Consider the following 13240-nt stretch of genomic DNA (forward strand, 5'->3'; position numbering starts at 1 on the left):
TGGAACTTGCTCCTTTCCCGGTGAGGACGAAATTCGACCACCGAAAGGAGAAGGAAGCATGTCAGTAGTGAAAGTGACCGAGATCATGTGCGATTCGAAGGAGAGCTTCGAAGACGCCATCAACGACGGCATCGCCCGGGCGAGCAAGACCGTCCACAACATCCAGTCGGCCTGGATCAAGGAGCAGAAGGTCGTCGTGGCGAACGACAAGGTCGCCGAGTACCGCGTGGCCATGAAGGTCAGCTTCCTCGTGGACGACAAATAGCCGGACGGATCCTGTGACTGACAAACGCATCACCGGGACGGACGACGGCACACTGCGCGAGATCGCCGCGGACCGCGGCGAGACGCCTCATGTCACCGTCGTCGTCCCGTCGACGGCGCTGCCCTCCGAGCGGCAGGAGAACGAGATACGCCTGAAGAATGCCATCGCCGAGGCGGATGCCCAGCTACAGACGCTCGGCCTGGACGACCGGCGCCGCGGCGCCGTGCTGGGCCCGCTCATCGAGGCGAGAGACGGCGGCACGTTCTGGCCCGAGGAGCCGCTGGACGGCGGCCTGGCGGCCTACACCACGGGCAGCGGCCTGACCCGCATCACGCTGCCGCAGCGGCCGCGGGAGCTGACCGTGGTCGGCTGGCGTTTCCATCTGAAACCGGTACTGCAGGCGAAGAGCCTCACCGGTCCGTTCGCGTTGCTCGCCATCAGCCAGAACGACGTGCGGCTGTTCGAGGGCGATTACGATGGCCATCTTGATCACCATAGCGATCGCCGCGGCCTGCGGCAGCTGGACCTCGCCGGCCGGGCTCCCCGCTCGCTGGAGGAGTCCGCGGGACGCGATCTGACCGAGCCCAACCTGCAGCACCACGCGGGGCATCGCGGCAGTTCGGAAGCCATCTATCACACCCACGGCGGCGGCAAGGACGACGTGACGCCGGAGCTGAAGCGTTTCCTGCGCGAGGTCGACAGCGCAGTGCAGGATTTCCTGCCGCACCGTGAAGCACCGCTGGTGCTGGCCGGCGTGGAGTCGCTGCTCGCGCTCTACCGGCAGGTGAGCGACCTGCCGGCAATACTGGAAGACGATTTGCACGGCAACGTGGAACACCTCTCTGCGGCGGAGCTGCACGAACGCGCCCGCGAGCTGATGGAGCGCCACCAGTTGCGGGACGATCGGAACGCCGCGGCGGCCCTGGCCGATGCAGTGGGCAGCGGCAGCGCGACCGACAGCATCGACAAAGCCCTGCTCGCCACGCTGGAAGGACGCGTCAGCGAGATCGTGGTCGCCGGCGACCGGGAAGACTGGGGCTACGTCGACGAAGGCGCCCACGAGGTACGCCACCGGGACGAACTGCCGAGAGAGGATCTCCTCGACCGCGCCGCGGTGGAGACCTGGCTGCACGGCGGCCGCGTGCGGGTGCTGCCGGCGGAAGCCCTGCCCGGCGAGCGGCTGGTCTGCGCCTCCCTCCGCTACTGACCCCGCGTAGGAGGGCCTTCAGGCCCGATCCGCCCTTTTTGGCTCGCACCACCTTCTCCTGACTTTGGCACGCCATCGGGTGGACACGGGGTTGCGGGGACGCTCATGTGGGAGGGGCTTCAGCCCCGATTTTCGTCTGAGTTGGCCGCGCGCTAATCGGGGCTGAAGCCCCTCCTACATGCCCATCGAAGCCGTCCTGCATCCAGGACGACCCCGCAACCCTCACCCACCCGCTGACGGGCCCGTAGGCGACAGGCTTGGCACCAATCAGCAGGCGCTCCTGACGGGCAGCTCCGTCACGCCACCGCGAGGCGGCCGTCATGCGGGGGTATCCATCGCCGCGACCTTTTGTCGGGACCAAGATGGATACCCCCGCAGGGCGGCCACGAAAGAAGGGAATCGGGCCTGAAGGCCCTCCCACAGCGGGATTGGGCCTGAAGGCCCTCCTACGATTGGGCGTAGAATGTGACCCCGGAGCGGCGGCCGCGCCGTTGGCACTACGCCAGAGCACGGGAGGAAGGGCATGAGGATCGGGCTGCGGGTGTGTTTGCTGTTTGTGGCGGCCTCGGCCGCTGTCCTTCCCGCGGCCGCGGCGACTGCCGCCCCGGCCTGGGTGCCGCAGGACCTGAGGGACTGGGTGCCCTGGGTGACGCGGGGCAGCGAATACCGCGAATGTCCGTTCCTGCTCGGCACACGCGCGCAGTCCGAGTCGGACTTCCGCTGTGCCTGGCCCGGCACGCTGCGTCTCGAGGTGGACGGCCGCGGTGCCCGGTTCGAGCAATCCTGGGAGGTCTTCGCCGCCGAGCAGTGGGTGCCGTTGCCGGGAGACGCCGAGCACTGGCCCGCCGTCGTCGAGGTCGACGGCCGATCTGCCACCGTATTCGAGCACGGTGCCCGCCCGGCGCTACGGCTCGCCCCGGGCCGCTACCGGGTCGGCGGGCGCTTCGACTGGCAGGGCCGGCCGCGCACGCTCGCCATACCGACCGAGACCGGCCTGCTGGCCCTGACCGTCGACGGCGAGCCCGTCCTGCAGCCGCGGCGTGACGACGGCACCCTGTTCCTGGCACGGGATGAGGGTGCGTCGCCGCGGGAGGATGCGCTCGGCATCCAGGTGTATCGGCTCGTGGAGGATGCCGTGCCGACGCGGCTCACCACCCGTCTGCAGCTGGAAGCTGCCGGCCGGGTACGGGAAGTGACCCTGGGGCCGATGCTGCCGGCCGGCTTCGTGCCCCAGTCGCTGGCCGCGCCGATGCCCGCACGCCTGGATCCGGAAGGCACGCTCACGCTGCAGATCCGCCCCGGCCGCTGGACGGTGGAGCTGGTCGGCCGGGCGGACACCCTGGTGGAAGAGATTCCACGGCCGTCCGCCGGCAGTGCCTGGCCCGGCACCGAGATCTGGAGTTACCGGGCCGACGAACGCCTGCGCGTCGCGGTACCGGTCGGTATGACCACCGTGGATCCGGCACAGGCCGGTGTGCCCGCCCCCTGGGGCGCGCTGCCGGCGTTCGCTGTCGCCGTAGGCGATGCGTTCATGCTGGAGCAGCGCCGCCGGGGCGGGCTGCCCGGCGACAACGCGCTCAGTGTCGAACGCCAGCTGTGGCTCGACTTCGACGGCGAGGGATTCACCGCGCTGGATCAGGTGCGCGGCACGTTGCAGCGGGACTGGCGTCTGAATCTGACTCCCCCGTGGGAGCTCCTCGGCGCCCGCGACGGCCGCGGTGACGCCCTGCTGGTCACCCACACTCCGGACGGCGATGCGCGCGGGGTCGAGTGGCGGGAGCGTGACGTTTCCCTGCAGGCGCTCAGCCGACTCCCGGACGCGGCCGGCATTCCGGTCACTGGCTGGTCGCAGAGGCTGGCCAGTCTGAATGCGACGGTCCACCTGCCGCCGGGCTACCGGCTGGGTGCCGCCGTCGGCGCCGACAGCGCGCCCGGCGCCTGGCTGAGCCGCTGGCGGCTCCTCGACCTGTTCGTCGTGCTGCTGTCGGCCGCCGCCGCGAGCAAGCTCTACGGCCGTGCGGCCGGCGCCGTGGCCCTGGTCACGCTCGTGCTCATCCATCAGGACCTGCCCGTCTTCTCCTGGTTGCTCCTGAACCTGCTCGCCGCGGTTGCCCTGGCCCGTGCGGCGCCGGAGGGACGGCTGCGCCAGCTCGCGCGCTGGTACCGCCACGGCAGCATGGCGGCGCTGGCGCTCCTGTTCGTGCCGTTCGCCGTGAACCAGATCCGCTACACCCTGTATCCCCAGCTCGAGGCGTCCGCGGCCTATGCGCCGGCGCGGCTGCCGACGGCCGCGCCCGCCCGGGCGGTCATGGAAATGAAAAAAGCGGCGGAGTCGCGGGTTGGCGCCGATGCGCGGCTCGAGGTAACCGGCCAGTCCGTCGACCAGGTCGCTGCCGGGACGCCGCCGGTCGCTGCGCCGACGCGACCGGCCGTCGATCAGCGCTACGCGCCGGGCGCGCGGGTCCAGACCGGTCCGGGCATCCCGGACTGGCGCTGGAATACCTACCCGCTGCGCTGGAGCGGGCCGGTGGAGCCGGGACAGACGATGCGCCTGGTGATCCTGCCCCGCTGGGCCGTCGCGCTGTGGCGCGTGCTCATGCTGGGACTCGGACTGGCCGTGCTGTGGTGGGTCGGGCGCGACACGATCGAGGCCCTGCGAAAGCTGCGTCTGCCGGTCGGCGGAAACGCGGGCGCGGCCTTGCCGCTGGCGATGTTGAGCGTGATGCTGGCCGCATCGATGCCGGGCGACCTGCGCGCGGAAACGCCATCACCGGTGTTGCTGGAGGAGCTGCGTCAGCGGTTGCTGGCAGCGCCGGAGTGCGTGCCCGACTGTGCCGTGATCGACACGGCCGGCGTGGTGGCGACCGGAGATCGGCTCGAGATCCTGCTGGTCATCAACGCGCTGGAGGCCGTCGCCGTGCCGGTGCCGGGCTCCGAGCAGGGCTGGCTGCCCGGGAGCGTCACCGTCGACGGGCAGTCGCCCGGGCGGGTGCTGCGGCATCCGGACGGCACGCTGTGGCTGGCCGTGGAAGCGGGTGCGCATCGTATCGCGCTCGGCGGCCGGTTGCCGGATGCCGAGCGGGTGGAGATCGCATTCCCGCTGGTGCCGAAACGTCTCAGCGTGCAGGCCAGCGGATGGACGGTAGCCGGACTGCGCGGCGAACGGCTGGTGGCGGATGCCCTCGAGCTGCGCCGCGACCGGCCGGCGGAGGAGGCCGCGGAGCCGGCCCTCGAAGGCGGGCGGTTCCCCGACTATCTGCGCGTTGCGCGCACCGTCACGCTGGGTCTCGACTGGTCGGTCACCACCCGCGTCACCCGAGTGGCACCCGCGGAAGGGGCCATCAACGCGCAGATTCCGCTGCTGCCGGGCGAGTCCGTGGTCACGGACGGGATCGCGGTGGAAGGCGGGCGCGTGCAGGTGGCGCTCGGCAGCGGTCAGGACGGTCTCGTCTGGCGTTCCTCGCTGGACCGTTCGGAATCACTGACCCTGCGCGCGCCCGCGGATGCGCCCTGGAGCGAACGCTGGCAGTTTCAGGTGGGCAGTCCGTGGCACGCGACCCTGGACGGCGTGCCCGTCTACGAGATCGGCGATCAGGTCTGGCAACCCGTGTTCCTGCCGCTGCCCGGCGAGGCGCTGACGGTGGAGATCAGCCGGCCGGACGCCGTCGACGGCGCACTGCTGGCGGTGGACCGCGTGTCGATGCACACCCGCTACGGAGCCCGTTCCGCGGAGACGACGCTGGAGTTCGACTATCGCTCGTCGCTGGGCGGCCCCCACGTCATCACGCTGCCGGACGGGGCGGAGGTGACGCGCCTGCAGCAGGATGGCAGCGAGTTGCCGGTACCCGGGCCGGACGACGCCGTGCGCATCCCGACTCTCCCCGGCAGCCATGCCGTGCAGATGTCGTGGCGGCAGGACGTTACGATGGACCGTCGCGCGGAGATTCCCGCGGTCGATCTCGCGGCGCCGGTCTCGAATATCTCCGTCAGCGCCGAGATGCCGCGCAACCGCTGGCTGCTGGGCACCAGCGGTCCGATCGTGGGACCTGCCGTGCTCTACTGGCCGGCGCTGGCGGCGCTGGTCCTCGTCGCGGCCGCGCTGGGCCGCACCCGCCTGACGCCGCTGAGGACCCATCACTGGTTCCTGCTCGGTCTGGGATTCAGCACGTTTGCCTGGCCCACCTATGCGCTGGTCGCGGGCTGGCTGCTGGCCATGGGCTGGCGGGAGCGCTGGGCCGAGGATCTCGCCGACAACGAATTCCGGGCCAAGCAGGCGGCCGTGGGCGTCCTGTCGGTGGCCGCACTCGCGGCGCTCGTGCTGAGCATCCCGGTGGGCCTGCTGGGCACGCCCGACATGCACATCATGGGCAACGGTTCATTCGGCTACCAGATGAACTGGTTTCAGGACCGCAGCGAGGGCGCGCTGCCGGCAGCGGGTATTTTTTCTCTGCCGCTGTGGATCTACAAGGTCGCCATATTGCTGTGGGCGCTGTGGCTGGCGTTCGCTCTCATCCGCTGGCTGCCCTGGGCCTGGCGTGCGTTCAGCCGAGGCGGGATCTGGCTCGGCCGCGCAAATACGTAGGAGGGCCTTCAGGCCCGACCCCGAATGGGCATGTAGGAGGGGCTTCAGCCCCGATAGCCCCGATCCGGCTTGCCTGGATCGGGGCTGAAGCCCCTCCTACCCGTCCTCCTGCCCGGGCACGTCAGAAGCGATAGGTCAGCCCTGCCGCGAAACTGCGGCCCGCGCCCGGCAGCCGCTCTCCCACCGGGATGTCGGAGCCGCCGGCCCGGTTCAGGCCGGTGAGATGGTCGCGGTATTCCCGGTCCAGCAGGTTCTCCACGGCCGCCTCCAGCGTCAGCGACGGCAGGGGCGCCCAGCCGAAGGCCAGGTTCACCAGCGCATAGCCCGCCGTCTCCGTCTCGCCGTTGTAGGCCGCCACCCGATCCTGGCGCCGGTAGGCCACCAGTTCGCCGCGCAGCGTATAGCGCTGCCGCCGGTAGTCGAGGGCCACCGCGACGTTGTCCGGTGCCAGGCGGTAGAGGTCGTCTTCCAGGTCCCGGCGCTCGCCGCGGACCACGCTTGCGGCGCCGTCGATGGCGAGGTTCGCCGTGATGCCGTAGCGCCAGGCCACGTCGAAGCCGTACAGTTCGGCGTCCACGTTGCCGAACTGCAGGGCCGGCGCGTCGGACATCATCGTGGCGATCATGTTGGCGGTCATGTCCGTCGCCGGGACGCCCTGGATGTAGTCGTCCACGCGGCGATAGTAGAAGCGGGGCGAGACGCTCAGGCGGCCGGCGTTCCAGTCCAGACCGGCGTTGATCTCGTTGGAGCGCTCCGCATCCAGCCGCAGGTTGCCGATGTAGGTGCGTCCGTCGGCGAGGCCGCCGGTGGCCTGCAGCGGCAGCCACAGATACAGCTCCTGGTAGGACGGCGCCCGGGTGCGGGAACCGACCTCCACCACCGCCGCGAGACCGGCGGTCAGATCGCGGCGGTAGCCGGCGACGAGGTCGACATTGCCGAAGTCGAGGCTCCGCTCGGCCGCGTTGAAGCGGTCCGCGAGTTCGCCGACGGCCGGCGCCATCATGCCCATCAGGCCGTTCGCGGAGACATCGCCGGCATTCGCGGAGACGGTGTTGTAACGGACGCCCAGTTCCCATTCGCCGGCCCCCGCGGTTCCCTGCCACTCGGCATACGCGCCGACGAGGTCACGCTCGACGTCCGCGAAGTTGTCGATACGGAAAGCCGCGTTGTTCGGGTTGGTAATCACGGCGTTGTGGGTGGCGAACCGGCCGTCGATGCCGAAGGCCAGTTCGGTGCCGGCGACCGGCAGGCGGGCCCCGAGAGCGAAGCTGGTGCCGCGGCCGCTGGTGTGGTTGCGCCGCTGCGCGGCCGGCGGCGGTGCCGCGCGGAGGCTGTAGTTGTCCATGAGGTGGTCCACGTCGTTGTAGCCCGCCTCGGCCTCCAGCGTCAGCGTGCCGATGCGATGGCTGGCGGAGACGCCGTAGAGATCCGTGTCGATGTAGCGGATGTCCATGGGCAGCGACGGCGTGCCGGTCTCGCTCGTGTCCAGCCTTCCCGCGAAGGCCATGGCCTCGGTAGCTTCGCCGCGCCAGGCGTAGCTCACATCGTGGCGGTCCCGGTTCAGCGCGGAGGGGCGGATGGTGCCGGCGGGCGTGTCGATATCGTCGGCACGGTCGATCTCGGAGACCGCGGACAGCCGGTGATGCGCGTTCGCGACGGTCAGCCGGGCCGCCGAGGTGCGGGTATTGCCGTTGTCCTCGTAGCGGCTGCCGATCCAGCCGTCGGGGGCGAACGCGGCCGACTCCGCGAACGCACCACGGTCGATGCGCGCGTCGATGTGCCCGCCCGGGCCTTCGGCCACGGCAGCGACACCCGGGATGCCGCGATCCACGTGCAGCGATTCCGTGATCATCGGCGAGGCGTAGGAGAGCGGGGCATCCATGGCGTTGGGTCCGCCGCCGATGGGGCAGATGCCGTCGAGACTCACGGCCACCCGGTCTCCATACAGGCCCCGGAACTGGGCGATGCCGCTCAGCCTGCCGTTGGTGTTGACGTCGGCGCCGGGTGCGGCGCGCAGCAGTTGCGCCGTGTCGACGGCCATAACCGGGCCGGCGGAGACGACGGTCTCGTCCAGCCCGATGCGATGCGCGGTCACGAGAATCTCCTCGATGCCGCGTTCGTCATCCGTCTCTGATCCGGGCGAGGGTTCGACCGCATGGGCGATGGTGGCGGCCCATGACGCGGCCAGGCAGACGGCCAGCGCCGTCCGCCCGCAAGAAATCGGTTTCATTGTCTGGCTCCGTGTCGTGCAGCGACGAGCATCGGCCGGTAACCGGCGCTCGCTCAGGAAAGGTGCATTCAGGTCGCTGCGGGAACCGGCGGGCCGCGGGAGCGGTATTGATGGACACGCGCCGTGGCCGGCTGCCGCGGCGCGGGAACGACAATCGCGGGCGCCGGCAAGGCCGGCACGGTCGGTCCGGCGGAGACGGGCAGGGCGGCCGCCGCGATCAGGTGTGCGATGGGGCACTGCTCGGCGGAATAGGCATGGCCGCCGTCGCCATTGTCCCCGGCGTCGTGATGACCGTGGTGGCCGTGACCGGCGTGATGATGGTGTGCGGCGTGCTCGCCGGCGAGGCGCGCCAGCGCCCCGTCCGGCAGCCCGCTCGGGCACACCTGCAACGGGAAGCCGGCACCGATGGCCGCCGGCATGAACCCGGCCGGGATCATGGCCCGCAGCAGCAGCGTGGCTGCCAGGGCGACGAAGATCTGCGGCCGGAGAGTTCGCCTCATCCCCGAATTATAATGTAGGAGGGCCTTCAGGCCCGATTGTTATTGGGAATCGGGGCTGAAGCCCCTCCTACCAGTCCCTCCTACGTGGACTATTCCGCCGGCTTGCGGAACAGCAGCGTCATGCGGTTCGATTCGCCGACGGCCTGCAGCTGTTCGCGCAGTTCCGGGTCTTCCCGGCTCGTGGCCAGCGTCGGCGGCAGCCGCCACACCACGTCTTCGGCGGTCGGCTGGTCGGCCGGATTCGCGTTGATGTCGCTCTCGGCGGCGAGTTCGAAGCCCGCCTCCTCGAAAGCGTTGATGACGAACGCCTGCTTCAGATAGCCGGCGCTGCCGTCCGCCCACTCGTCGGGCATGTCCGGCCTTGCCTCGTGCTGGACGACGCCCACGACGCCGCCCGGCTTCAGCACGGCGTACGCATCGGCGAGCGCGGCCGTCAGGTAACCGCCTTCGTCCTCGAAGCGGGCGAGGTTGTGCAGGGCGCGGATAAACAGCATCGCATCCGCCGTTCCCTTCATCTCCTCGGGCAGCGAACCGAGCACGAAGGCCGAGACCGCGGCGCCGTCATCGCCGGCCCAGCCTTCCGCCTGGGCGGTCCAGTCCTCCACCCAGGTCTCCTTCTTCTTGATCTGCTCGTCGCTGAAGAAGCCGAACAGCGGGAACATCTCCAGCGCGTAGTCGGCGCCGATCACCCGGCCGTCCGCGCCCAGATAGGGCAGCAGGATCTTAGTGTACCAGCCGCCGCCAGGCAGCGCCTCGACCACCGTCATGCCCGGTTCGATGCCGAAAAACTCCAGCGTCTCCTGCGGATGGCGGTGCTCGTAGCGGGCCTGCACGTCCTCGGGCTGCGCGGCCAGAATCTCCTCCAGGCTCGCGGGCGCCGGCTCGGCGGCGGGCTCGGGTGACGCCGTCTCCGCTGCCGCTTCCGGCGCGCCGGCCGGCTCGGTGGCGGGCGCCGCGGCCTCTTCGGGCTGGCCGCAGGCGGCAAGCAGCAGGGCGGCGGGCAACAGAAGGTAATTCTTCATGGTATTCCTCGTTCCGTCTCGCGGGTTTACGGTCAGTCCGTCGATTCTAGGGCAGTCGGCAGTCCGCGCAAACGGTAAACTCGAAGCATGAATTCCAGATTGCTGTTGACGGTGGTCGTCCTCGCCGCGCTCGCGCTGCTGGCGCTGATCGGGCTGCAGCGGGCGCTGGAGGAGGCTGTGAGGGAGCGCGAGAAGAGCCAGCCGGCGGAGGAGGGGGCGCCGCCCGCCGCTACGCCGCGACCGGACGGCGATGGCACGGCGCCCGTCATCTCGATCGCTTCTGCGGACGATCCGGCCGCCGCCGCCGATGACGATGACTGTCTCAGTTACGCGGAAGCAAGACGCGACCCCGGACTGCAGCGCGAAATCGAACGCCTGCGCGAAGTGGGTCTGGTGGTGGATGATATGGACGCTTATCGCCACGTCGATGAATCTGCCCTGCAGTCCATGGCCGGCACCGGAGATACCGCTGCCATGATGGTCCTGGGGCAGCGCCATTTCCTGACGGCGCTTGGACGCGATCCCGACCTGGCGGTGGACTTACTGACCGGGCAGGCAGTGACAGAACGAGGAAGCTCGATCGATACTGAAGCGATCGATCGGACGCTGCTCGGCGAGGCTGGCGACTGGTTCAATCGTGCGGCGCTGCACGGCCGCGTCTATGCCTTGCAACGATACGGAGATGCGCTGTCGTGGCGGGAGGGTATGGTCGATTCTCCCGTTCGCCTGGGATGGGTGACCGCTGCCGACTGGGAAGAAATGCCGTACAAGGAGCGGTTGTACTGGTATCCGGGTAACGTCTATTCCGAGGTCGTCTACGATGTCGCACCGGCGCTCGCCACCGGTATTAGCGGCGTCGCCTACGAGCTACTGATGGCGAAATCCGATAAAACGCAGCCGGTGCGCGACCGGATCGTGCGCGGTTTCCTCGCAGATCGGCAAAAGGCCGGCCTGCCTGCGCTGGATATCCCGGTCTCCGATTTCGACCCCGCCGCCTTCGAGCAGAGCCTGTGTCCCGGAGTCGCGGAAAGACTGGACTGGTGAAGGCGGTGCGAGAGGGGTTGGTCTGCGCGGCGAATGCCTGTGCAGCACGATGCGACCAGCCGCGTTAGCATTCGCCCATGACGATAGACGAACAGAGACTGCGGGAGCTGGAAAGCGCCTCGCGTACCCTGCATCCTTCCGCCGAACAACGCGGCGATCTCCTCGCATCCGTCAACGAACGGGCCGAGGCATTTCTCGAACGGCTGGACACCATGCCCGCCTACACGCCGCCCGATCCCGCTGACCTCGGCGTGCTCGATGAGCCTTTTGGTGATGAGCCGGCGCCGATCGACCGGGTACTCGCTGCCTATGCCCGCGGCGTCGAGCGGCCCGGCGTGAACGAGACCGTGGGCCGCTTCTTCGGCTTCATCCCCGGCAGCGGGCTGTACGCGGCCGCGCTCGGCGACTACCTGGCCGCGGTGACGAACCCCTACGCCGGCGTGACCTATGCCAGCCCGGGCGCCGTCAGGCTGGAGCGCCGCCTGCTGCGCTGGGTCGCTGATTTCATCGGCTATCCGGAATCCGCCGCAGGAGACCTCACCTCCGGCGGCAGTATCGCGATTCTCTCTGCGATCGTGACGGCGCGGGAGGCCTGTGGCGTACGCGCCCGGGACGTGGAACGCACGGTCGTCTATCTGACGGCGCAGACCCACCATTGCGTCGACAAGGCGCTGGCCATCGCAGGCGTCGGCGAGTGCGTGCAGCGGCGCATACCGCTGGACGCGCGCTACCGCATGGATGTCGCGGCGCTGGAGGCGCAGATCGCGCAGGATCACGCCGACGGGCTGCGGCCCTGGCTGGTCGTCGCCTCCGCCGGCACCACCGACACCGGCGCGGTGGATCCCCTGCCGGCCATTGCGGACGTGGCGGAGCGCGAGGGTCTCTGGCTGCATGTCGACGGAGCCTACGGCGCTGCGTTCGCACTGACCGCCGATGGCAAAGCCCGGCTGGCCGGCATGGAGCGCGCCGACTCCCTCGTTCTGGACCCCCACAAGGGACTGTTCCTGCCCTTCGGCACCGGCCTGGTGCTGGTGCGCGATGGCCGGAAGCTGCGCGACGCCTACACTTTCACCGCCAGCTACATGCAGGATACCGGCGGTTTCGGCGAGGCCATGGAGCTCTCGCCCGCGGCCGCCTCGCCGGAGCTGAGCCGCCACTTCCGCGCGCTGCGTCTGTGGCTGCCGCTGAAACTCGCCGGCGTGGACGCCTTCCGCGCCGCGCTCGAGGAGAAGCTGCTGCTCGCCCGCTACTTCCACGCGCGCATGACGGAGCTGCCCGGCTTCGAGGTGGGACCGGAGCCGGATCTGTCCATCGTCGTATTCCGCTACGTGCCCGAGGAGGGCGACGCCGACGCGTTCAACCGCCGGCTGGCGGAACGCATCCAGGCGGACGGCCGCATCTATCTTTCCACGACACGCCTCGGCGGGCATAACGTGCTGCGGCTGGCCATCCTGAACGTGCGCAGCCACCGGCGCGAGGTGGATCTGGCCGTTAAGGTCATCCGCGAAACGGCCGCGGCGCTGGACGGCCGCGCCGACCCGCACCGGCGCGACTAGCGGTACTCGGGATTCTCGAAACCGAAACGCTCGCCGGCCTCCCAGGCGCTGCGCTGGTTGCCGTAAGCCGGGATGCCGCCGGCGTCCTTCAGCATCCGAGCCAGGTGCATGAGGTTCCAGCTCATGAAGGTGACGTTGCGCTGGGTGAATTCGTTGTCGAAGCCGACCGGCCCTTCGTCGGACCCCTCGCTCGGCCGATCGCCGTAGCTCGGGCCGGGCCCCGCCTCGCCGATCCAGCCGGCATCGCACTGGGGCGGGATGACGTAGCCCAGGTGCTGCAGCGCGTACATCACGCCCATGCCCACGTGCTTCACGCCGTCCTCGTTGCCGGTGACGATGCAGCCGCCGACGCGGCCGTAGTAGACGTACTGGCCTTTCTCGTTGGTCTCGCCGGATTGCGAATACAGCCGCTCGATCACCCGCGAGCACACGGAGGATTTCTCGCCGAGCCAGATAGGCGTGCCGATCACCAGGATGTGGGCGGCATGGACTTTCTCGTAGAGCGCCGGCCAGTCGTCGCGCTCGTGGCCGTGCTCGGTCATGTCCGGCTGCACGCCGGGCGCGATCTGGTGGTCCACGGCCCGTACGGTCTCCACGGCGACACCCTGTTCGCGCATGATGTGGCGGGAGGCCTCCATGAGCCGGTCGGTGTGCGAGGGCTCGGGTGAGCGCTTCAGCGTGCAGTTGACGAAGAGTGCGTGCAGGTCGTCATAGCGCGCCGGCGGTTTTCGCTGTTGTTCCATCGGTCGCTCCAGTTGCGGTTTCCGAACACACCTTAAACGTTGACAGGCGGCCGTGCAGAGGGCCGGAAACCCGGATGTTAGTATGCGGGCC

The 13240-nt window shown here is 69.6% G+C and carries 9 protein-coding genes; 5 read left to right on the forward strand and 4 right to left on the reverse strand.

Annotated features, from left to right (window positions below):
• Positions 1 to 58: 58 nt before the first annotated feature.
• From ACJMK0_RS07710 to ACJMK0_RS07720, 3 genes are all read left to right on the forward strand, one after another.
• The gene (locus ACJMK0_RS07710) at positions 59 to 265 is read left to right on the forward strand and encodes a dodecin family protein (protein ID WP_405237072.1); all 207 of its coding nucleotides are present in this window, start codon (positions 59 to 61) and stop codon (positions 263 to 265) included.
• A gap of 13 nt (positions 266 to 278) precedes the next feature.
• Complete coding sequence (locus ACJMK0_RS07715) at positions 279 to 1472, forward strand: baeRF7 domain-containing protein (RefSeq protein WP_405237074.1); 1194 nt, start codon at positions 279 to 281, stop codon at positions 1470 to 1472.
• Between the two features lie 523 nt (positions 1473 to 1995).
• Entirely contained in the window at positions 1996 to 6054 is a 4059-nt protein-coding gene (locus ACJMK0_RS07720; RefSeq protein ID WP_405237076.1) for a hypothetical protein, read from the forward strand.
• A 121-nt stretch (positions 6055 to 6175) separates the two neighbouring features.
• Here ACJMK0_RS07720 and ACJMK0_RS07725 read toward each other — a convergent pair whose 3' ends face one another.
• From ACJMK0_RS07725 to ACJMK0_RS07735, 3 genes are all read right to left on the reverse strand, one after another.
• The gene (locus ACJMK0_RS07725; protein ID WP_405237078.1) at positions 6176 to 8284 is read right to left on the reverse strand and encodes a TonB-dependent receptor; all 2109 of its coding nucleotides are present in this window, start codon (positions 8282 to 8284) and stop codon (positions 6176 to 6178) included.
• Between the two features lie 68 nt (positions 8285 to 8352).
• The gene (locus ACJMK0_RS07730) at positions 8353 to 8784 is read right to left on the reverse strand and encodes a hypothetical protein (RefSeq protein ID WP_405237080.1); all 432 of its coding nucleotides are present in this window, start codon (positions 8782 to 8784) and stop codon (positions 8353 to 8355) included.
• 89 nt (positions 8785 to 8873) lie between these two features.
• Entirely contained in the window at positions 8874 to 9806 is a 933-nt protein-coding gene (locus ACJMK0_RS07735; protein WP_405237082.1) for a class I SAM-dependent methyltransferase, read from the reverse strand.
• A gap of 87 nt (positions 9807 to 9893) precedes the next feature.
• Between ACJMK0_RS07735 and ACJMK0_RS07740 the strand changes: the two genes are divergently transcribed.
• The gene (locus ACJMK0_RS07740; RefSeq protein ID WP_405237084.1) at positions 9894 to 10850 is read left to right on the forward strand and encodes a hypothetical protein; all 957 of its coding nucleotides are present in this window, start codon (positions 9894 to 9896) and stop codon (positions 10848 to 10850) included.
• 77 nt (positions 10851 to 10927) lie between these two features.
• On the forward strand, positions 10928 to 12406 hold the full coding sequence (locus ACJMK0_RS07745; protein WP_405237086.1) for a pyridoxal phosphate-dependent decarboxylase family protein: 1479 nt from the start codon (positions 10928 to 10930) through the stop codon (positions 12404 to 12406).
• On the opposite strand, the gene ACJMK0_RS07750 is transcribed toward ACJMK0_RS07745, so the two are convergent.
• The gene (locus ACJMK0_RS07750; protein ID WP_405237088.1) at positions 12403 to 13149 is read right to left on the reverse strand and encodes a flavodoxin family protein; all 747 of its coding nucleotides are present in this window, start codon (positions 13147 to 13149) and stop codon (positions 12403 to 12405) included. The genes ACJMK0_RS07745 and ACJMK0_RS07750 overlap by 4 nt on opposite strands.
• Positions 13150 to 13240 lie beyond the last annotated feature (91 nt).

The organism is Lentisalinibacter orientalis (genome assembly GCF_040706535.1).
Taxonomy (GTDB): domain Bacteria; phylum Pseudomonadota; class Gammaproteobacteria; order Steroidobacterales; family Woeseiaceae; genus Lentisalinibacter; species Lentisalinibacter orientalis.